The organism is Spirochaetota bacterium (assembly GCA_034190085.1).
GTDB lineage: Bacteria > Spirochaetota > UBA4802 > UBA4802 > JAFGDQ01 > JAXHTS01.
This window is the reverse complement of the sequence record JAXHTS010000012.1, coordinates 51,082-73,166: the sequence shown is the minus strand read 5'-3', so window position 1 is coordinate 73,166 and position 22,085 is coordinate 51,082. Positions and strand designations below refer to the sequence as shown.

Annotated in this window: 20 protein-coding genes; 13 read left to right on the top strand and 7 right to left on the bottom strand. The window is 35.9% G+C overall.

The genetic code is table 11. The features are described from left to right. Positions 1 to 132 precede the first annotated feature (132 nt). The gene (locus SVZ03_02440) at positions 133 to 2,202 is read right to left on the bottom strand and encodes a hypothetical protein (GenBank protein ID MDY6933067.1); all 2,070 of its coding nucleotides are present in this window, start codon (positions 2,200 to 2,202) and stop codon (positions 133 to 135) included. A 582-nt stretch (positions 2,203 to 2,784) separates the two neighbouring features. On the opposite strand from SVZ03_02440, the gene SVZ03_02435 reads away from it, so the two are divergent. Continuing rightward, positions 2,785 to 2,970: a hypothetical protein gene (locus tag SVZ03_02435; protein MDY6933066.1), complete on the top strand. Its 186-nt coding sequence runs from the start codon at positions 2,785 to 2,787 to the stop codon at positions 2,968 to 2,970. A gap of 51 nt (positions 2,971 to 3,021) precedes the next feature. Continuing rightward, positions 3,022 to 3,201, top strand: coding sequence for a hypothetical protein (locus SVZ03_02430; protein ID MDY6933065.1), 180 nt, complete (start codon positions 3,022 to 3,024; stop codon positions 3,199 to 3,201). A gap of 975 nt (positions 3,202 to 4,176) precedes the next feature. Here SVZ03_02430 and SVZ03_02425 read toward each other — a convergent pair. Together SVZ03_02425 and SVZ03_02420 are read right to left on the bottom strand one after the other, a co-directional pair. Continuing rightward, on the bottom strand, positions 4,177 to 5,289 hold the full coding sequence (locus SVZ03_02425; protein MDY6933064.1) for a glycosyltransferase family 4 protein: 1,113 nt from the start codon (positions 5,287 to 5,289) through the stop codon (positions 4,177 to 4,179). 156 nt (positions 5,290 to 5,445) lie between these two features. Then, positions 5,446 to 6,441 carry a radical SAM protein gene (locus tag SVZ03_02420; GenBank protein MDY6933063.1) on the bottom strand — a complete coding sequence of 332 codons (996 nt, stop codon included), beginning with the start codon at positions 6,439 to 6,441 and terminating at the stop codon, positions 5,446 to 5,448. 699 nt (positions 6,442 to 7,140) lie between these two features. Between SVZ03_02420 and SVZ03_02415 the strand changes: the two genes are divergently transcribed. The 9 genes from SVZ03_02415 to SVZ03_02375 all read left to right on the top strand — a co-directional run bounded on the left by SVZ03_02415 (position 7,141) and on the right by SVZ03_02375 (position 16,551). Then, positions 7,141 to 8,121 (top strand): MoxR family ATPase, encoded by a 981-nt coding sequence (locus tag SVZ03_02415; protein MDY6933062.1) that lies wholly within the window; start codon positions 7,141 to 7,143, stop codon positions 8,119 to 8,121. A 1-nt stretch (position 8,122) separates the two neighbouring features. After that, positions 8,123 to 8,998, top strand: a complete 876-nt coding sequence (locus tag SVZ03_02410; GenBank protein ID MDY6933061.1) for a DUF58 domain-containing protein — start codon at positions 8,123 to 8,125, stop codon at positions 8,996 to 8,998. Then, entirely contained in the window at positions 8,995 to 9,939 is a 945-nt protein-coding gene (locus SVZ03_02405) for a hypothetical protein (protein ID MDY6933060.1), read from the top strand. The genes SVZ03_02410 and SVZ03_02405 overlap by 4 nt, the downstream gene beginning before the upstream one ends. Next, complete coding sequence (locus SVZ03_02400) at positions 9,936 to 10,931, top strand: VWA domain-containing protein (protein ID MDY6933059.1); 996 nt, start codon at positions 9,936 to 9,938, stop codon at positions 10,929 to 10,931. The genes SVZ03_02405 and SVZ03_02400 overlap by 4 nt, the downstream gene beginning before the upstream one ends. Then, positions 10,928 to 11,932, top strand: a complete 1,005-nt coding sequence (locus tag SVZ03_02395) for a VWA domain-containing protein (GenBank protein MDY6933058.1) — start codon at positions 10,928 to 10,930, stop codon at positions 11,930 to 11,932. Before SVZ03_02400 ends, SVZ03_02395 begins: the two co-directional genes overlap by 4 nt. Continuing rightward, positions 11,907 to 12,719 (top strand): tetratricopeptide repeat protein, encoded by an 813-nt coding sequence (locus SVZ03_02390; GenBank protein ID MDY6933057.1) that lies wholly within the window; start codon positions 11,907 to 11,909, stop codon positions 12,717 to 12,719. The genes SVZ03_02395 and SVZ03_02390 overlap by 26 nt, the downstream gene beginning before the upstream one ends. A 209-nt stretch (positions 12,720 to 12,928) precedes the next feature. Further along, a complete protein-coding gene (locus SVZ03_02385) occupies positions 12,929 to 14,692 on the top strand; it encodes a BatD family protein (GenBank protein ID MDY6933056.1) in 1,764 nt (587 codons plus the stop codon). Then, positions 14,689 to 15,453 carry a tetratricopeptide repeat protein gene (locus SVZ03_02380; GenBank protein MDY6933055.1) on the top strand — a complete coding sequence of 255 codons (765 nt, stop codon included), beginning with the start codon at positions 14,689 to 14,691 and terminating at the stop codon, positions 15,451 to 15,453. Before SVZ03_02385 ends, SVZ03_02380 begins: the two co-directional genes overlap by 4 nt. A 102-nt stretch (positions 15,454 to 15,555) precedes the next feature. Beyond that, positions 15,556 to 16,551, top strand: a complete 996-nt coding sequence (locus tag SVZ03_02375) for an AraC family transcriptional regulator (protein ID MDY6933054.1) — start codon at positions 15,556 to 15,558, stop codon at positions 16,549 to 16,551. Positions 16,552 to 16,683: 132 nt separating this feature from the next. On the opposite strand, the gene SVZ03_02370 is transcribed toward SVZ03_02375, so the two are convergent. Continuing rightward, on the bottom strand, positions 16,684 to 16,980 hold the full coding sequence (locus SVZ03_02370) for a hypothetical protein (protein ID MDY6933053.1): 297 nt from the start codon (positions 16,978 to 16,980) through the stop codon (positions 16,684 to 16,686). A gap of 414 nt (positions 16,981 to 17,394) precedes the next feature. On the opposite strand from SVZ03_02370, the gene tsaE reads away from it, so the two are divergent. Next, the gene (tsaE, locus tag SVZ03_02365; GenBank protein ID MDY6933052.1) at positions 17,395 to 17,820 is read left to right on the top strand and encodes a tRNA (adenosine(37)-N6)-threonylcarbamoyltransferase complex ATPase subunit type 1 TsaE; all 426 of its coding nucleotides are present in this window, start codon (positions 17,395 to 17,397) and stop codon (positions 17,818 to 17,820) included. After that, positions 17,801 to 18,505, top strand: a complete 705-nt coding sequence (tsaB, locus tag SVZ03_02360) for a tRNA (adenosine(37)-N6)-threonylcarbamoyltransferase complex dimerization subunit type 1 TsaB (GenBank protein ID MDY6933051.1) — start codon at positions 17,801 to 17,803, stop codon at positions 18,503 to 18,505. Before tsaE ends, tsaB begins: the two co-directional genes overlap by 20 nt. 52 nt (positions 18,506 to 18,557) lie before the next feature. On the opposite strand, the gene SVZ03_02355 is transcribed toward tsaB, so the two are convergent. The 3 genes from SVZ03_02355 to SVZ03_02345 form a co-directional block, all read right to left on the bottom strand. After that, on the bottom strand, positions 18,558 to 19,724 hold the full coding sequence (locus SVZ03_02355; GenBank protein MDY6933050.1) for a DUF1577 domain-containing protein: 1,167 nt from the start codon (positions 19,722 to 19,724) through the stop codon (positions 18,558 to 18,560). A gap of 464 nt (positions 19,725 to 20,188) precedes the next feature. Next, positions 20,189 to 20,359 carry a hypothetical protein gene (locus SVZ03_02350; protein MDY6933049.1) on the bottom strand — a complete coding sequence of 57 codons (171 nt, stop codon included), beginning with the start codon at positions 20,357 to 20,359 and terminating at the stop codon, positions 20,189 to 20,191. Positions 20,360 to 20,743: 384 nt separating this feature from the next. Next, positions 20,744 to 21,547 (bottom strand): N-formylglutamate amidohydrolase, encoded by an 804-nt coding sequence (locus tag SVZ03_02345; GenBank protein MDY6933048.1) that lies wholly within the window; start codon positions 21,545 to 21,547, stop codon positions 20,744 to 20,746. Positions 21,548 to 22,085: the final 538 nt, after the last annotated feature.

The window sequence follows — 22,085 nt, the reverse complement described above, 5'->3', positions numbered from 1 at the left end:
TTACTGCAAAATCTAATTTCATTGAAATATTATTTCAATAAAAGTCTATAATCACCTGTTGAGGCTGTAATAAATATTGATATTTATGAAAACAACTATTATTTTGAACGCCATCAAAAAATGTATTATTTATTACATATCAATGATATCTTTTATTCCAACATCAAGGCAATGGGAATCAGCTTGTAAATGGAAATTTCCATTTTCCGGATAAATAAAAAGAGGATCCACACTAAAGTTGTTTTCCATAATATCGCAATCTATATTAACAATTTCATCCTCTGTAAGTAAATTAAAATCATACGCACTATGGTTTTTATAATAAGAAGGACTATAAGGATTAGACATCTCTGGATGTGCATATCGGATAGGTTTATCTGCTCCATTTTTATATACACAATTGTTTCTATAGATATTACTTAATACTGATCCAGTTTCATCATCTTGTATCATTAACCCACAATTTATATCAGCATAGCTACTCATACAAAAATTCATTATAATATTATTTTCAATAAGGCAGCCTTCAATTTCTCCTCTCGGATCTCCAGTTACACTTATTCCAATATAATCAGTATTGTATATAATATTGTTGTATATTGTATTATTTTTGCCATTTTTAAAAATAGCTATCCCTGTCGGGAGTGATTTTTTCTCAACCCTAATGCTATAAGGTGTAAATGAAACTGTATCAATTACATTATAATAAAATTCATTATTATCTCCATGCCCTATCTGATTGCTTACTGAAGTATCTTTTATAAGGTTTCTATAAATTTTATTAAATGAACAAGCACCATCTTGGGTACTGGCATTTTCTATCCCAATTCCTCTACAATAGTTTGTATTAGGTGCAGTAATTATATTATCGTAAACCTCATGATAGTTGCACACTCCAATTGGTGAGACCGTATTAAGATTTTCTATGCCTATTCCTGAATGATTCCAATTTGATACAGTATTATTATATATGCTGCAATGATGTGTATTATGAAAAATTGAAATTCCGTCAGCTATTGTTGCTGGACCATAATTATAGCTAGCATTTTCAAATCCAGACTCAATTGTACAATTTGAAATCACACAATATGATGATTCTATATTAGGATCGAATCCATGTATACTTATTCCATTTACAGTAGAATTCAACCCAACATTACAATTATCAATATGTATATTTGTTGAGCCAATAATTCTAATAGCATCATAACCACCTCTTAGATCTAAATTGTAGATATTCACATTATTTTTCAACTTTAGGAGTATGGCATAATTATCAGCATACGAGCCCTCAAGAGTAGATGCTGGATTGTCTAAGGAATAAACCGATAGAGTATTGTTTTCCCAAAACCACCTGTTTGTAGCATTTACTTCATCTATGGTTTCTGCTTCAATAAATTCAGTATTGGAAAGAAATATTCGTATAGGATCTTTTGTTAAAGTCATGGTCCATATGCTATTCCCTTGATATGACCAGCTATCTTCATTATTCATAGACCAATATGCACCTACAGCAGTTATTATTGGTTTTGCTCCTGAGCCATAAGCACCATATGATATAGGCTGATCAATACTACCACTCTGTGGTTCTAATCTATCTCCATAACTCTCAATCTTCCAAGTCTTTCCTCTTTTAAACAAAATCGTATCACCAGGTTCAAAACTCATAGCGTTTACTTTTGTTATAGTTGCCCAAGCATTTTCTTCAGAGAGACCATCATTATTATCATTACCTTCTGGATCAATAAAATAAATAGTGCCATTACCATACAGCATCATTACTGTAATATCTACTGTGGTAGTAACATCATTTAAAACAACAATGTCCTCAGAAGCATTACCAACTACAATATTATCTGTATTTTTGGCATCTACAACGATTTCCCAATTTCCTAAAGCCAAATCATTAATTGAAAGGGTAGTATCAAAAATAATTTCATTGAACTCTGCTCCATTAGGCCCTATTCCAGATATGGCATAGCTGGCTATATCCGTATTACTTTTGCTTTGGGAAGTAGATATGTTTATTATTAATGCCCCACTATCTACGCCATAATCGTCACCTATATTATTACAGGTAATCGAAATACATCCAAGAATTGAAATAATAATATTTATGAAAAGAATATGTGAGTAAATTTTTTTCGCATTTAATTTATTAATACAATCCCTAGCAAAATTTTTTATGAATTGTTTCATCATAGATCTCCCTTTATTATTTTATTTGGGGGGATTATGATTTGAATAATTATGACTTTGTATGTATTTCAAATTTGGGCATCCCCCAAAACATTGCCATTTAATAATAATTATGGCCAATTTGCTTTATTAATATTATAATTTTGTGGTGATATTTAGTAATAAATATAGATTATCCTAATCCATTTGTTTATAATACCAATAAGGCAAATCGTTAAATTTACTATAAAAAAATAAGTTTGTCAATTCAAAAATACAATTTTTGTAGTTTTTCAATCTCAAAAAACACATTAAATTTCTATTAGTTTATTGACATACACAGTGTCATTTTAAGTATCTTGCAAAAATTTGGCCAAACAAGTAAGCTAACGTGCAATAATAACTCATCGTTATTAGAAACAACAAAAAGTAATATTGTGCTGTCAATGCCTTAATAAATTTCCCTTTATTTATTTAATTGTTCTAAATATTGACTATAAAGCGATGTCAGAGTTGAACTGCTCTGTAATCGCAATATAATAAAACGGGAGGAAACTTTATGAAAAAAGTTATTCATTCTTATCTACAATATTCATTATAGCTCTTTTGCTGAATGTTAACGGTTGTTTCTGCAATAAAGATGATAGTGGTGGAATCAGTGTCATTTCACCACCTGTAAATACTGAAGAAATTACAATAACCATTGATCAGTTCGATGTTAATGTTATTACAGGCAAAACCTTTCCATTTACAGCTACAGTAACAAATGTTAATGATCCCAGTATAACATAGTCGGTTAGTAGTACAGTAGACAGCGACAAAGGCTCAATAGAACAGTCAGGCTTGAATGCCTCAGTAGATATGGATGGGTTATCTGCCAATATTGCAGATGTGACAGTCACAGCAACTTCAGTACAGGATAATACAAAATCACATTCTATAGATATTAAGATAGAAAAGAGATACTATGTAATCAGCATTAACAATACCGCAGACAGTGATCCATCCGATTTAGTTTCTTAATAATGGCAAACTATATTTCTGCGCTGATGGAGGAAGAAATGGATTCGAACTATGGTCATATGATGAGACTAACGGAGCTGTTGAAGTTGATATTAACAGCAGAAGCATTGGCAGCTATCCTGAATATTTAACAGTCTATAACGGAAAGCTTTATTTTAGCGCTTATGCTGACACAGTGGGATATGAATTATGGATTTTTAACCGTTAACATTTAATACACATCATGTGATATCATCTGACAACAAACAGATCAACCATAAGTGGCGGCACGTTAACGTAGGGTTTACTATGCAATAAAAATAATCTATAATTTTATATTGATTTAAATGAAGAACAAGGCTATCTTCTTCAAAAAAATAAAATCAAAAAACAAAGATGGAGGTAGCCTCATGAAAGAAATTTGAGAATACATAATCAAAGGTCAAGAAGTATTTGTAGGACTTGAAGATTCCAAGACGATATGGAAAATCTGTATACACAGTGATAAGATAGTAGTGCATGAATCAAGTATGCCGGCAAAATATGAAGTACTGCGAAATTATTTGAACAACAAATTTCCTGAATGCAATATTATATGTAATGTATGAAGCAGGTTTTAGAGGATTTGAGTTCAATGATCATTTAGATGCAGATGGATGGAGTTGTGTAGTTACTCCTCCTCATACAGTAACAGAAGAGAAATGCAATCGTAGCAAGAATGACCGAATAGATTGCAGGGTCACATTTTTGTCTGCAGCAAATCATAAATAGGATTTGATAGCAGTCAAACGCTGGTTGCGTGTACCGGGTTTGTTTCCATGAATTTGCAAATATTTAAAGAATCCGAAGATGCAGTCACGAGTACATTAAGTAAATTTAAACCTAGCAATTGATATATTGAGTTCATTCAGGATATATCTACGAAAAAGAGTCAGAGCATCCCTGTAAGACTCTATCGTATCAGAACTCCGTCCTACCTGTTTTGTCATATAAATGTTACATTTTATTATTGTTAATAACATTCATGTAAATTTCAATTGTTTGCTCAGCTATCTTATCCCAACTGTATTTAGTTTCTAACAGTTTACGATTGTTTTGCTGCTCCTCAACTCTCAACTCTTGCTTAAGAAAAATTTGCATTTTGCTTTTCAAATCCTCAACATCCCCGCATCGAAAATATCGTTCAGATGGCAATTCAACCGCCAAGTTCGCTCCAATATCAGAAATTAGAACAGGTATATCGTAGCTTAAAGCTTCAAGCAAAACAATTGGAAGACCTTCATGGTACGATGGAAGAATGAACAGACTTGCATATGAGTATATTTGAGATAAAGGGTTGCCAGTGAGATACCCTGTTAGTATTATTCGTTTGTCATTGGAAGCAAGCATACGTAAATGTCTACTATAATCGGTTTCGTGATCAGCATCACCTACAATCACCAATTTATAATCAGTTTTCATCATCATATAGGCTTTAATCAGGTCATGAAGACCTTTTTCAGGAACGAATCGAGTAACATTCATTATATATCTATTGGGCTCAATACCTATTTGAGTTAAGAAATCAGTATTTGTGCTTTTGTTAGGTAAATTGACACCATTATATATCAGATTTGATTTTCGATTGCACCTTTTATAGATGATATCTTCAATTATTGTAGAAATAACAATAACCTCATTTGCGAATAGCCCTCCCATTTTTTCGCCCAATCGTAGAATAGTTTTAGCCAGCCTACCCCATTTCTGCCGTTTGTAATCAGGGCCATGATTTGTGCATACAACCTTTAACCTTAATAATCTGGCTATTGGTGTAAGAAGGGATGGTCCAATCGCATGGATGTGTAAAATATCAGGTGAATGCCAACGAGCCTTAAGTAAGGCGATAAATGTATGTGTAATAGCCTCTAAGCTCTTCTTTCGTGGAGCATAACAAACATGAATCTTTACACCTTGCCATTGATCAATTTTATTTTTGATGTATGACTTTCGTGCACAAAGATTAACTTCATGTCCTTTGTTTGCAATACGGGGGTATAACTCCTGACAGTGCTTTTCTACTCCGCCAGGGATGTTGGGAATACCTCTTGTGCCAATCACGAATATCTTCAAAATTGATCCCTTGGATATATTCTTATTTTTACTGTTTAGGCATCATTCTGTCGACAATATTATAAAATAAAGAAATAGAGATGAGAAAATATCATCAAATTTATCGATATGATAGAGTAGTTGAGTTGTAACGTTAGTTGATAAAAGTTTGATATTTCATATTACAGGGTCAAGTAAAATATTATTATTTTTATTTAATAATAACCTCAACTTATTTTTTAGTACCCATTGAATTGGTATTAATATACTTTTTTTCATTGCGGGAGATGCTGAACCAATCATCCAGCACTCATTAGAACAGGATTTTACCTGCTTTCTAATCTCTTCTGCTTTTTGGCTTATCCAAATGTCATAAAAAGTTTGATTAAATAGATTGCCCATTATCATCGGTTCTTCAGATCCATTACATGGCATGATGTTGCCAAAAGGATCAAGGAAAAAAACATCAGTTCCTACATTGCAAGGCAATGGTCGCTTACCTCCATTTACTTTATTAGCAAGCCCCATATTAAAAAAAGCCCTAAACCAGTTCTTGGGTTTGTTGGTTTGCAATTGTTTAATGGCAATTTTTTCTAACTCAGTGGTTATCATTTCAGGATTTTCAAAATAATTATCTAATTTATGGAAATAGTAGGAATTATGCATCACAGCAGTAGCGAATTCTATACCAATGGCATTAGCTAGTCGATATAATTCAATCATATCCTTGGCATTCCTGTCCGATACTGTTAACCCAAAACCTATGTCCTTGACACCCATATCATGAAGTGTTACCAGTGTTCTAAGACCATGATCAAATCCGTTTTTTATTCCCCGCAATTCATCATTAGCTGCAGGCAGTCCTTCAATGGATATCCGAAGTCCTATTCTGTTACCATATTTTTTAGCTAAATTGACAATCTTTTCTGTATAATAGCCGTTGGTGCTGATGACCAACCGCTTGGTTTTATTCAGTGCAATTTGTACTATCTCATCAAGATCGTTCCTAAGAAATGGCTCACCTCCTGTAATATTTATAAATTTTAGACCACTCGGAATTTTATCCACCAAGGCTGGAGAAAATTCTTCCTCCCTATTACTAGGATGCATCCATGTGTGGCACATGTAGCATTTAGCATTACAACGGTATGTAACAATTAAACAAGCTTCCATGATTGTAAATCTTTTATAATTCAGATAATATTTTTATAATCAATAATAAGTTATGACTGAATTCAAGTTTCAGGTGTAATAAGATTTTCTAAAAATAGCTATTCAGGAGATAGCCATCCAAATTTTTCCTTCCCAAATACAATATTTAATTATGATTGAATAATTTTCTCTCTATTTGCACTAATAAATAGGTTAATATTCTGTTTCCTTTGGATAATTTTGTTGTAAATATTGTCCCTTTAGATTTTTATATGACTTAGGAATATAATTTGATAAAATTATCCTCATGAAGGATACTATGACGAACCAAAATTATACTATATATAAATAAATTCAACAATTAATATCATTGAAATAAGAAAAGCTTTGATATGTGTCACTTCAACTGTGAAAAATTAAGAATATTTAGGTTGAATTATGCCAACGGTTTTCGGAATATTTACATCTCTCAGCTATATCATCGCATTCGAATGCTGGAGATTTCAGCGCATTCTTCTCAGTTCAACCTCCCATTCATCTACATAAAATTTTCTTGACAGTCAATCAGTTAGTATTATTATAATTTTCCTTTTTTTATACTCAACCAATAATGAGCAGAATGATAGTAGAATGGTAGTATTTAGATGGATACGTAAGTTTTAATTAGAACATAATGATTAGGAAATTCTACTTAAATTATAGAAGGGTGGTTTTAAATTTATGGATATTCAAGAGATCACAAAAAGAGTTGAAAAAGAAGGCATGGTTCTTCGCAAAATAATGGCTGAGATAGAGAAGGCTGTTGTTGGGCAGAGGTATTTGATGGAAAGGATGTTGATTGGTTTGTTGTGTGATGGTCATCTTTTACTTGAGGGACTTCCTGGTCTTGCTAAGACAACAGCTGTTAGATCTCTTGCAGCTTCTATTAAGACCTCATTTCAGAGAATACAATTCACTCCAGATTTGCTTCCTGCTGACATCTTGGGCACACAAATATATCGTCCTGACACAGGTACATTTGAAATAAGGAAGGGGCCAATATTTCACAATATTATTCTAGCAGATGAGATAAATAGAGCGCCAGCTAAGGTTCAAAGCGCACTTCTGGAGAGCATGCAGGAGTGTCAGGTAACCATTGGGGAGGAGACCTTTTCTCTGAATAGGCCTTTCCTGGTGATGGCCACACAGAATCCGATTGAGCAGGAAGGTACATATCCCCTTCCTGAGGCGCAGATAGATCGTTTTATGATGAAAATAAAAGTAGATTATCCCTCTTATGAGGAGGAGAAGGATATTATGCAGAGGGCTTATAAGGTATCCACAGAGGAGATCAATGGGGTTGTTGATACAACTGAACTTTCATTGATGAGGGAAACAGTAGAGTTAATTCATATGGAAGAGAAGATTGTGGATTACATCGTACGCATATCAAGAGCAACGCGTCAGCCAGAGGAGGTTGGGCTGAAGCTTACATCCATGATAAGCTATGGAGCATCTCCAAGGGCTTCCATATGGCTTGGGGTGGCGGCTAGGGCCCATGCATTTATGAACGGACGCGGTTATGTGACTCCTCAGGATGTGAAATCAATGGCGGCTGATATTCTACGTCATAGAATAATTCTAAGTTATGAAGCCGAAGCCGAGGGGAAAAGTTCTGATGATTTAATTTCAATGTTCCTTGAACACATTGAGGTTCCATAATATGCTATCAGAGGAGATTCTTAAAAAGATACAAGGCCTTCACTTTAAAACTAGGAGGTTGGCTAGTGATCTATTTGCAGGTCAATATGTAAGTGCTTTTAAAGGGCGAGGAATAGAGTTTGCAGAGGTTAGAGAATATACACCAGGAGATGATATCCGTACAATTGATTGGAATGTGTCGGCTCGATTTGGCCATCCCTTTGTGAAGGTTTTTCATGAAGAGAGGGAATTAACCGTAATACTTCTTTTGGATATCTCCGGTTCTCACTTTTTCGGTACTAGGGGAAGGCTGAAGAGGGAATTGCTGGCAGAGGTGGCGGGCATGTTAGCCTTTCTTGCCATAAGGACCAATGATAAGGTTGGCGCTCTTTTGTTCAGTTCAAAGGTGGAGAAATATATACCACCAAAGAAGGGCGCATCACATGTATGGAGACTTATTAAGGAGATATTCACCTATAAACCTGAGGATTTAACTACAAATCTGGATACAGCACTGACCTACTTGAATAAGATTTGCAGAAGGCATGCGATTGTTTTTTTGATCTCTGATTGCATAGATGAGGGATTTGAAAAAACACTACGCCTAACTGCAAAGAGGCATGATCTCACTGTAATTCACATAATTGATCCCTCTGAAGAGGTTCTTCCTGATGTTGGCCTAATAAGCATGCGCGATCCTGAGACTGGTGAGAATGTTATCATAAATAGCTCTAATAGATATGTAAGAAAAAGGTGGTCAAATTATATAACCGAAGAAAAAAGAAAATTAAAGGATTTGTTAAACAATTTAGGCGTGGATATGGTTGAATTAACTACCAATGGTTTGGTGGTTGAGCCTTTGATGCGTCTTTTTGAGAGGAAGGGTAGACGTCAATGATGATTCGTTTGTTAGTAATTGTATACTTAGTAATGAACTCTCTCCCTCTTCTTTTTTTAACGGCTGAGGATATTGCAACCGATAACACTCCCCCAGCCAGTCTTTCAGCATCATTAGATCGAAAATCTGCCCGCGTAGGTGATACTGTTATCCTTACAATTAAATACACCCTTCCACCGGAGAGCAAACTGATAAGCGAATCAGAGATTGATGAATTGGATGAATATACTATTATTGATCGCAATATGATAGAGGGGGGGGTAGCGCTAAAGATATTGATTGACCGCGCTGAGTCCTTTGAAATTGGACCCTTTAGTCTCACCTTTGAGGACAAGGAGGGCGAAAAGAATATTATTACCGGTGATCCTGTATCGCTTGAGGTATTATCTAATTTGGGAGAACGACCCGCTGATGCACAGTTAAAATCACTAATTGGTATTATGCCGATAACTCCTCTATGGTTGAAGTATCTTCCATGGATTATCGGTATCACTATTGTTCTTATTGCTGCTATTGGAATAATACTATGGAGGAGAATGAGGCAGCGGGGGATTGATGAGATCATTGATCAGAGAACGCCTGATGTTATTGCTAGAGATGAGATTAGAAAATTACAGGCTGAGAAACTATTTGAAAAGGGTCACTACAAGGAGTTCTATTTCAGGTTCTCTGAAATTCTTCGTTATTACCTTGAAGGATTGCGGGGATTTCCAGCTGTAGAATTTACGACAGAGGAGATAGCTCGTCGGGTAAAGAGGGATAGGGATAAGCAAATAATTCCACTATTACGTGAGGCTGACCTTGTGAAATTTGCTGATGTAATCCCTACTCAAGACAGAAAGGATGAAGATATAAAAACAGCCTTAGCCTATATACGAGATACAAGTCCAACACCCTCTGTAGCACAGCATGATAATGAAAATGCAGGATTAGCAAAATGATGTTTACCCTCGCTTACCCTCTCTTTCTACTTCTTCTTCTCATCGTAGCATTATGGTCTGTATTAAAATATTGGAAGGGTAATTCTACATTAAGCTATTCTCTTACCAAGAGACTTATTAAGCTTACCGGAGAATATAGTCATATTATTGGCAGATTGCCCCTTATCATGAGAACGATAAGTCTTGTGCTTTTAGTATTTGCACTTGCCAGGCCCCAATTATACAATGTATCAAAGGATATTAGATCATCTGGTGTTGACATCATGTTGTGTCTGGATACATCCGGTTCCATGCGAGCTTATGATTTTAAACTGAATGATGAGCGAGTCACAAGACTTGTTGCTGTTAAAAAGGTAGTAACCGATTTTATTAAAAAGAGGGAGCATGATAGAATAGGTCTTGTTGTGTTTGGGCAGGAGGCCTTTACACAGTCTCCCTTGACCATGGATAAGGGACTCTTGCTGAATCTTGTAGAAGGGATGGAGATTGGAATGGCAGGAGATAGCACTGCTTTAGGTTCAGCTATTGCCATTGGAGGCAAAAGACTTAAGGATTTAAAGGCGAAGTCAAAGATATTGATTCTTCTTACAGATGGCAGAAACAATGCCGGCGAGATTAGCCCTGAACAGGCTGCTGATGCCCTGAGGGCCTTTGGAGTAAAGATTTATTCAATAGGGGTTGGTGGTAAGGGGCCGGCGCCATTTAAAGTTGAAACATTTTTGGGGACCCGTTTTGTCAATCAGAGTGTAGACCTGGATGAGAAGACATTACAAAAGGTGGCCAGTATAGGTGGGGGACAATACTTCAGGGCGGCTGATAGTGAAGAACTCTCAGGGATATATGACATAATAGACAAGGCCGAAAAAACAGAGATTGACGTTAAGGAGTTTTTTCATTTTCAGGAACTTTATCTCTATTTCTTAATCCCTGCCTTGATTATAATAGGGCTGGAGATCTTTCTAAAGGCAACCTTCCTGAGGGTGATACCATGAAGTTTGATCATTTATGGGCGCTTAGTCTTCTCACGCTTCTTCCCTTAGCACTTCTTGCTTTGATATATGAGTCACGGAAGAAGAGGAATTCACTTGCTCACTTTGCTGAGAGCAACCTATTAGTTAATCTAACCGGTGAAGAGAGGAAGGGGAGAAACTTTTTCAAGAATTTATTGCTCATTATTGCTCTGGGATTAATGATTGTTGCTATGTCTGGGCCTAGGTGGGGAAGTCACTATCAGGAGGTCAATCAGAAGGGTGTTGACATAATGATAGTGGTGGATGTCTCTCCTAGTATGCTTGTGGAGGATGTCAAGCCAAGTAGGCTTGAGCGAGCGAAGAGAGAGATATTGGATTTTATAAATGTTGTTCAGGGTGATAGAATCGGTCTTGTGGCATTTTCCGGTTCCGCCTTTATTCAGTGTCCGCTTACGCTGGATTATGGGGCTTGTCAGATGTTTCTATCAGATCTTAAACCCGGTCTGATCCCAGTTCCAGGTACTGATATAGGCGCAGCAATTGATGAGGCAATATCCTCATTTGACATTAATGCCAAAACCGACAGGGTGATACTCCTCATAACAGATGGCGAGGACAACGAGGGTAAGGGATTAGGGGCGGCTGAAAAGGCTAAAGCCAAGGGGGTGAAGATATTCGTTTTTGGCATTGGCGATACCTCAGGAGGCCCAATACCATCAAGCGATGGCGCTGGTGGATTTCAAAAGGACAAGAAGGGTAAGCTTATTCTCTCTAAGCTTGACGAGGAGAGCTTGAAAAGGATTGCTACAACAACGGGCGGAGATTATGTTCGAGCTGTTGCGGGTGATCTTGATCTGGACATCCTTTATTTTGATGGTATAAAATATAAGACCGATGCAGTTACACTTAAGAGCGGGAAGATAAAGGTCTATGAAGAGCGGTTCCCCATTTTTCTATTTGCAGCCTTTGCCCTTTTGCTCATGGAGGCTTTTATAGATGTTAGACGTATACCAAAATTGTAAAATATTATCGTTAATTATCTTCTTTGCCCTCATTTATCCCTCTATTCTTACAGCCGAGGATGCAGATGAACTCTATAGGCAGAGACGTTTTTCAGAGGCGGAGAAGGCCTACCAAAAAGCAGATATGGACAATCCAAGGGATATCCGCTATCGTTATAATAGAGGCTGTGCAGCCTTTCAAAATTCAGATTATAAGGGGGCATTTTCGGCATTTAGCAGCGTTTTGAGAAGGGCCCAGGATAATGATATGCGCTATAAAGCATCCTATAATCTCGGAAACACGGCCTTTGTTCAGGGAGATTTCGCCTCAGCCATTGAGTTTTATAAGATGGCTATTGTCTACAATCCTAATAGCAATGAAGCAAAATATAACTTAGAACTTTCGTTGCGCAAACTCTCAGAAGCAGAAAAAAATAGGGATCAGAATAAGGATGGGCAGGAGGATAATGAGCAGAAGGATGGAGACAAAAAGGGATCGGATCAGGATCAGGAGAAGGGGGAAGATAAGGGACGTGATAAACCAGAGGAGAAGAAGGGCAACGACCAGGGGAGGGATAAAGGTGATGAGAAGGGAGACAAACAGGATCTTTCTGGCAAATTAAGCTCTGCTGATCCAATGAAAAAAGACGAGCAGGATGAATTGACTGAACCTGAGGCTGCGGCATTGCTTGACAGAAAGAAGGCCGAGGCTCTGCTCGATAATATAAATGAAGATCGGACAAAGATTTTAGAATTTCAGGTTCCAAAGGATAAGAAAAATGGTGTGAGATCAGGAAAATCCTGGTAAATTGAGCCTTATCTGCTTATATTATTTTGATGTGCAAAATTATAGAATGATATTGATATTATTCTTTTGTTCTTAATTATGCTACATAAAAATCATGCTGAGATCCTCACATAATGACGAGGTTTTAACTCCACCAATAGGATAAAATTCATCCAATGGATTATAGTTCAAGACCTGATTATTAGATAGAATTTTTATATGTAGGCATTATGGTAAAGATGAGATACGCTTTCGTTATTATTCATGCATTATTGATTCTAGTTCCTTGCATTCTATTTGCGGATATCTCAATAGAATTAAAGATTGAACAATATGAAGCCAATCCAAGCGATTCCATACGAGTGGTTGTTAGTGTTTCAGGAACTAGAGATGCAGAGACCCCAAAAATTCATGGACTGGACAACTTTATTGTTAGGAAAGGCGGGACCTCCACCCGAATGGAGATCATCAATGGCAGTTTCAGCTCAAGCATAGATTATACTTATTTTATTCAACCTAAGAGAGTTGGCGCATTCGAGATCGGCCCAGCTATAACAAAGGTGAAGGGCAATACTTATCGTAGTAATGTTAAAAAACTAACCGTAAAAAAAAACCTTAATCAGAAGGGCGAGACTAATCGACCTGTATTTCTTGTTGCCAGTGTTTCGTCAAACAAGGGGTACATTGAAGAACAGTTGATATATACATTAAAATTATATCATCTTGTCAATGTATCCAATGTCTCTTTATCCCTTCCGGATGTGGAAAACATATCCTTTAAGCAGATCGGGAAACCAGTTGAGTATAATGCAAAATATAATTCTAAGAGTTATAAGGTTTTAGAGGTTAAGTATTCTATAATTCCTGTTAAGGCTGGGAGTTATGTGATTGATCCTGCAAAGATGAGTATGGAGATGATCCAACTAAGGCGGAGATCAAAAAGACCTGGCAGTATTTTCGATGACTTCTTTTCAAGTGATCCGTTTTCCCCATTTTCTGAGAGCCGTGTGATTGAAACGTCAAGCGAGTCTGTAAAGTTAAATATCTTTCCCCTACCAGTAAAAGAAAAACCCGTTGATTTTAGCGGTCTAGTTGGCAGCTTTAGAATAAAATCAACATTAGAGCCTTCCAAGATTAAAGCAGGGGAATCAGCTACTCTTACTGTTACGCTGAGTGGGTGGGGGAATGTAAATCGTATCCCTGATTTGCATAACCCTGAAATAGATGAGGCTAAGATATATGCAGATCAACCAATTTTAACGACTAAGCCTGGAAAGCAAGGTATTGAGGGCACCAAGATAATGAAGTGGGCTGTTGTGCCTGAAGAAGAGGGAGAATATAAAATTCCTCCTTTTTCATTAAGCTTTTTCGATACCACGAGTGACACTTACAGGCGAATAACAACATCTTTCCATTTATTAAATGTGTTGCCTGGCCAGGTTATTCAAGGAGGGAAGGGGGAGTCGCCAGATTATACTCAAGCGAAGAGAAAAGAGGTGATTGAGGAGTTGGGTAGGGATATCTTTCCTATACACAGTTCAATAAAGGACCTATCATCCACATTTAGCTATACAAACATAGAATGGCATTTGTTTCTCTTATTGATTTTTCCTGCACTTATTTATGTTGCTCTAATCATAGGGTTAAAGAATAGCAAGAGGACACCCCAAAGATTAGCCCAATCCAGAGCCGCTAAGGCAGCTGACATAATAATCAAAACATGCAGGGAGAAGCATGTTAGCGCTAATTCTATTTCAGATGCCTTAAGGGATTATATGAACCACCGCTTTGGGTTGGAACTCGGTTTGCTTACTTATCAGGACGCTTCCCGAATTCTATTGTACATGGGCTGTTCTGGGGAGACAGCAAAGCAGATGGAAGATATCCTATTTAATCTTGAAACTAAGATTTATACAGGTCAGGGTGATAATGCCTGCGACCTAGCGAATGAAATAAACAGTCTTATTCATAGAATTGAGAAGGAGAGCAGGTGAGAAGATTATTATTTATAATTGTTCATATATTCATTGTTGCGTTATCTCTGACCTTAGCAGGTGAGAGGAATGGCGAGATTGAAGACCTAATCATTAATGCTAATCAGTTATATAAAGAAGGCAACTATAGTGATGCAGTTGAAAGATATTCTAAGGCCATAAATTTAAAACATACCAATGGTCATCTCTATTATAATCTGGGTAATGCCTATTTTCGTATGAATCAGTTAGGCTATGCTATTCTCAATTATGAAAGGGCTCGACTCCTTATGCCAAGGGATGCAGATCTTGATTATAATCTCAGATATGTCCGTCAACAGGCAAGGGATATGATTGAAAAGAGGGTGGGTTTTTTCAGTTCCACATTCTTCTGGTTACGTTCTGTAACCCTTAAGGAGATATTCTGGATATTCGTAATAATAAATATTGCATTCTGGTCAATATTGATATTTCGTTTGTTTTATAAACAAGAATGGATCTACTATCTCATGATAATATCCCTTGTCACCTGGATTATTTCAGGAACCTCCTTCGCATGTAAGTATTATGTTATTCAGACGGATAATCGTGCTGTTGTTATTGGTGAAGAGGTTAATGTGTTATCAGGCCCTGACGCTGGGGATACGATTCTCTTTAAACTTCACTCTGGGACGATCGTTAATATTGAGAGGGATGAGGATGGATGGAAACTTGTCTGTCTTCAGGATAACAAAAGGGGATGGATTCAGACAGAATTTGTTGAATCAATCAGATTTAATTAGCTGATAACATAATCGTTTAATCCTGTATTCTTTTCTTGATCATAGCGTTAGTGTTTTATTACATATGTTAAAATACTATCATAATAAAAGATTTAGAATAAAATGACCACAAGGGAAAAGAAGAGTAAACAAAAATATCTCAGTGATGAATATACATTCCGTATCAATCGAGTAATTGACTACATAGAGAGGAATATTGATAAAGAACTCCTTCTTGAGGATCTCGCGAGGATTGCACATTTTTCCCGGTTTCATTTTCATCGAATATTTCGGGCAATGATGGGTGAGACCCTAAATCAGTATATACAGAGGACTCGCATTGAAAAAGCTGCTAATCAGCTTATCAATAATCCCAAAAAATCAATCACTCATATTGCTTTTGACTGCGGCTTCTCTGGATCTGCGACTTTTGCTAGGTTATTCAGAGAGATTTATGATATGAATGCAAGTGAATGGCGTGCTGGCGGATATCAACAACATCGCAAGATTTGCAAAACAGAAAGCAAAAGGGGGCAACCACATAGCAGGATAAGGAAAGACATTTTAAATTCCTCCATTTATATTGATGATAATCAAAATATGATATGGAGGTTTGAAATGATAAATAAAGAAGAGATAAAGGTCGAGGTTAAAGACGTCCCAGAATTCCATGTGGCTTATATCCGTCACATCGGCCCATATCAGGGAGATAGCGATCTATTTGAGAAACTATTTAATAAACTCTTTATGTGGGCAGGCCCCAGGGGCCTTTTACGTTTTCCAGAGACTAGAGTATTATCCATTTACCATGATAATCCGGAAATTACAGATGACAATAGGCTTAGGACAAGTGTTTGCATCTCAGTTCCTGATGATACTCCTGTTGATGGCGAAATTGGCAAGATGGTTATTTCTGATGGCAAGTATGCTTTTGCTCGATTCGAGATTCATAGTGAGGAATATCAGGATGCCTGGGATTTCGTTTATGGTTGCTGGCTGCCTGAAAGCGGGTACCAGCCTGATGATCGTCCCTGTTACGAACTCTATCACAATAATCCACAAGAGCATCCGGAGAAGAAACATATCGTTGATATCTGCATTCCGGTTATGCCGATGTAGTGAAAGCGCGTCAGAGGAGTATACTGATGCATGCTATGTTTGCAGTATGCCCTGTTTGTTGAATCCGCAGCTCATTGTCGAGGGCGCTCGGTATCCTCGACAATGAGCTGATGAACAGCCTTTGTATTAATTCTATTGCTTAAACCTTTGCCTGTAATATTCAACAATTTGTTCTATAAGTTTATCATCTGCATATTTTAATCCATTTATTATCATCCATGATATGGGATCCTTATCGTACCATCTTCTTTTTAGATCCAGCGAGAACTCCATAACATGTCTATCGATCAATTCTGGGTCTGATTCTACAATTATGTTTTTTACATCGAGTAGTATTTCATCTCTCCTTCGTTTATTGCACTCCTTGATTTGCTCAAATAATTCTGACAATTCAGGATTTTTATCGTACCAACGATTACCGTATTTCATTATGAGATATCCTCCATATTAATTATTCTCCCTTTATGTCAGTCATAAATAGATAATCACCTAAAGGTGACCTTAGTCTATTGCTTGAATCCCTAAGACATATCATATTTAATAAAAAGTACTGTATTACCATGTATCAAGGGGAAAAATCCTCAGTTTGAATGCAAAGGTTATGTTGTATATTATTTATTATTTTAGTATATTTTTCAATCATTTTTGTCATACTAAGAATTGCCTAATAGACATATCAAAAGTCTCATCTTTATGTATATGCCTAGTTGATATAGACATTAATATAGAAATGATACTAATGAATAGACGTTTCTCAGTTGACATTCTAATAGGTCTTAACTAATCCATATCAATGAAGGAAAATTAACATGTATAGACAGTAGTAGCAATAACAATGTAAATATGAAAAGAGAGATTATTACATACTCAGAGGAAGAGACTCTCCTATGGGCAGAGGGAATTGGCAGGAATGCCAAAAGAGGTGATATCTATGCGTTATATGGCGAGATAGGCACCGGGAAAACCATCACTACAAAGGGTATAGCAAGGGGATTGGGAATTGATGAAGATATTACAAGCCCTTCCTTTATTTTATTAGAAATATATAATAATGAGATTCCCCTTTATCATTTTGATCTCTATAGGATTGAGAATGATGTTGAATTTGACATGCTCAGCTTTGAGGAATACTGGGAAGGGAGGGGGGTATCTGTAATAGAATGGGCGGAGAGGGCTGAAAATAGATTGCCCTATACTGCGATAAAAATATGTATTGAATGGATAAAGCATAATATTAGGAGAATAATAATTGAATATCCTGATGATTGACACTGCCACCTCTGTGGAATTAGTAGCAGCTACATCAATTGATAAGACATCAGATAAAACTAGAGCAATAGATGTATCTCACTCAACAAGCCTTTTTGATAGTATTGATTGTACATTAAAGGATTTAGGCATATCGATCAACGACATAGATGTTATCGGTGTTGGAATCGGACCAGGATCCTTTACTGGTATACGAATCGCAGTAAGCACAGCAAGGATGTTAGCTCAAGTGCTTGAGGTTCCACTTATAGGTATTAAAACTCATCTTATCTATGCCACTTCAGTAGAGGCGAGTATAAATGAAAATATTCTAATAGCCTTTGATGCTAAAAAGGGTAGGGTCTTTGGGGCTTTGTACAGGAGAGGTGAAAATCCCTTGCATCCTAATGAGATTATCCCACCTGGTGATTACCAAATGGATTTTTTAATAGATAACATTGTTAATGAATATATGACGTATTTAGTTGGGGATGGTGCAGAAAAATTTTATAGCCTTATAAATAGCAGAATAAATATTCATAGGCTTATGTCAAATTTTATACCATCTGGAGAAATCGCATGCGAGTTAACAAAAATTCAATATCACAAATCGCCCACCCAGTATAGTGATATCAACAGTGTAATCCCCTTATATACGAGAAAATCAGATGCTGAAATTGTTAAACACATCAAAAACAGACAGTAATCCCTTTCTAAATTGTGAGAAGCCCTTATTGTGTTGGAATCGATCAAAGAATTTATCTTTTCTGCTTCACCTCTTTTATAAGCCTTTTCTTATAATCCTTTATCATTGGTTCTAATATAGAGTTGAATCGTTTCATCTCATCCTCTCGCGATGAATTACCCTCAAAATCTACACCAATATACATATTATTATCATTATCATGAAAAATACACCGAATCTCAGCATAAATCGTAATAGGCGCCTGAAGCTTAAATACTATATCAAAAATAAAACCCTTGGAATGTACGAGATATTTTTTCAGATTCTCATTGCTTATCTTGATCTTCGCCCCGGATCTGCTTATATCAATAATCTGCTGATGAACCTGCAATAATATGGTATTAGCATCTCTTATCCTATCAACAAGATTAAATGAGAGTTCTTTAATCTCAATCATTCTATCTAGCGTAAAAAGATCTCCCTTTGATATAATCTGAATATATGCAAAAGGTAAAGACTCCTCTGTTTCAGAAATATATATAACTGGGCATATAATTAGAGATTTATAGCCTCTCTCAATATTCTTTTTCATATAAGTCTCAAGCTGATCTCCTAGAAGGTTGTACAGATCAATGAAATCCTCTGTTAATGCCTTGTGTGATTCTTGTTTCGATGTATCCTCTATGAATAGAGCTTTGCCCGTCTTTTTAACCTCATCAAAAATTATCTCTCCGTACTCAAGAATATCTACCTTAACTATATCCGATAGTTTTGAATTCCTTGATTGGAATTGATCGAGTATCACTTTTATACTGGTTGGAATCTTGAAATTAGTGATATCAATAGTATGTTTCGAGACCTTGAAATTGGTAGCAACAACATCATCTGGATTAACCTTAAACCTTATATCTTTCCTTACCCTGGTTGCCCTTTTTATGTTATCTATTTTACATTTGAAATATCCTGGGCCCCGAACCTCTTCCAGGTCCAAATTTAATTCTAGATATCTGTCCAACAACCCATATATAGTGATATTCTTATCTTCAGGCATAAAATCAGGATCAGTAACGATCATAATGCTTCCGTCATCCAGGATTTCCGTTATCCGAACCTCACTCTTGTCAAAAGTATGCTTAAGGTGAAAATCTCTATTTCTGAAGTCAGCTCCCAACAGTTCAAGAATATTATCATAGCTGTTCAAATCCTCAAAATCTCTCTCTCTTCTATGCTTGACTTCCATCAAAATGAATTCTCCTCATGTGTGTAACAAATGACTCATTGCCATTATATATGATAATATTTATTTTGTACTTGATAACGATTGATCTGTCAAGTATAGTTTATTCAACAAGAGGTATAACAGATAATACATAATATTGACTAGTCTGTAATTATTATTTATCCCGTTATTATCCAGAGATTGGAGATATTTGATTTCTTTGAAATTAACAAAATTTAATAAAAAAATTAGGAGGAGTACCAATTCTTGATGCGGATGTGGTATGCTTAAGATATATTTTGTTTACATAATCATAGTACTAATGAAAACCTCACTATTATAGTCTAATGAGATATTTTATGTCTAAGAATTGAATCCTTGTAGGCTCAAATTTAAATAATAGAATAAAAATGGGGGGTAAGCTCCCCCCAGAATGATTATAAATATAACTGTAGGTGGTTATTAGGTTGTAGCACAAGCCCTTGTCATCTACTTCTCTTCTTTGCTCCCCCTTCTTCTTTCTTTTTGACTGCGATGTCTCTTTTAAGTTGAGCAAGTAATGCCTTCTCTTCTTTTAATTGAGCGGAGAGCTTTTCAACCTTCTCTTTTTTTCTCTTTTCCTCAGCTTGTAATTGTTTTAATGATTTACCGTTCATTGATTATTTCACCTCAATTGTTTTTTTTGACTTATGTAATTAAGTCTCTTAATATATCAAATGAATCTGATTGTTAGGATTTGATAGAACCTATATTCTCAAAACAATATAGTCACCTATACTACATATATCAACAATACATGCAAGTAAAAATTAATTATATTGCTAGAAATATGGCAAATTAAATAATTACTCTTCATAACGTCTGTGTCATCTCAAGCTAATATACAAAATAATATAGGAAAAAGCTCTTAGGCAAAAGTAAAATCATCCCTAATGCAAGCATCGCCCAATGAGTCTTAACAGATTAGTAAGCTAACGATCATTACTAAAGGGTATAGGGACAAGTATGATTACAGGTCCGAGTTCTGCTAATAATACTATTTATAAATATTTATAAGAAAATTTCTCTATTCCCTTCCATATCATTTTCCTGAGTTCAGATATCCTAATATCATCAATCCTTAAATAATCGTAACTAAAGTAGGTATCGTTTAGGAAAAGCGATCTTGAAATTGAAAATCTTAACATTGGGATACTCCCTAAACCATATTTTTTCAATATATAGGGATTAAATAAATTATTATTCAGGTTGAATCTTCCAGCAACAGTAGCGTCTTCCTCAGAAAAGAACGTTTTCATACATTCAAGGAATCCTAAAGCCAATTCATCTGTGCATGTCTTTATATCTTTCTCGTTATGCTTAACTATATTCTCTATAATAATTAGTGGTCTTGGCTTCCCTGAATCAACTGAGTTCTTTGCCCCAACTGCCAACATCGTATGGCAATCAATAATAAATTTAATCTCTCCTTTATTAATAATCCTTTCGATAGATTTGTGTAAGGGAAAGTAGTATCTCTTTAATATATTGGTCATGGCTATTTCGTCAGGGAAAACTCCATCTCTATATATTTTCTTGCCAGTAATGGTTTCCCGTTTTAACACACCATCGTAGGATCGTTGAGTAGTAGAGAGAGGACTTCTGTCGAGATCTACGAAGAGGCGTGAAATTTGTGTATCTATTTTTGAAATCACCTCATTTTCAAAGGCAAAGAGTTCATTTGCACAGGTATCGGATTCAATGAATAGATTAAACCTATCGATCACCTCTAAACCAGATAATTCATCAGGCACTCTCTGTCCGCCATGAGGAATGATAATTAAAATTGGAAGCCTTCCTTTCATATATGCCCTTAGTGTTAAGGAAAAATTAGTAAACCATGATGCTCTGGGATTATTCTACTTAAGTGAAACCACTTGAGCAGTGTGATCTATTACGTTGACTCTAACTAACACTTCTGTCAATTAGGTTTTGTTATTACGCTAATATTGGCTTTATATTATTCACAAGCCCAATTATTACATGATTACCCTCATCCCTTATAATTTTTTTTCATTCTCTTCAATATTAGAGAAGCACAATATAGCATCCTTTTATCCCCACCACACAGCTTCATAAGTAGACATGTAAATATTATAGTGATCTGCTTGATAATGCTATATTACGAATTCGTTGATTGTTTTGTTATATTAAATTGTATAGTAATCCATAGATAAAATTTTAGTGTAACATCCTTACCTTTGTGTATTCTTCTATAAATTTCATGAAAAATTATATAATTGTATTATTGAATTTGCAGGTGAATGAAATTTGTCATAGTCTTGCTCCGCCCATTCATGCCAACAATTCTTCGCTCAACATCTTTCTTAGTGATAATATAAT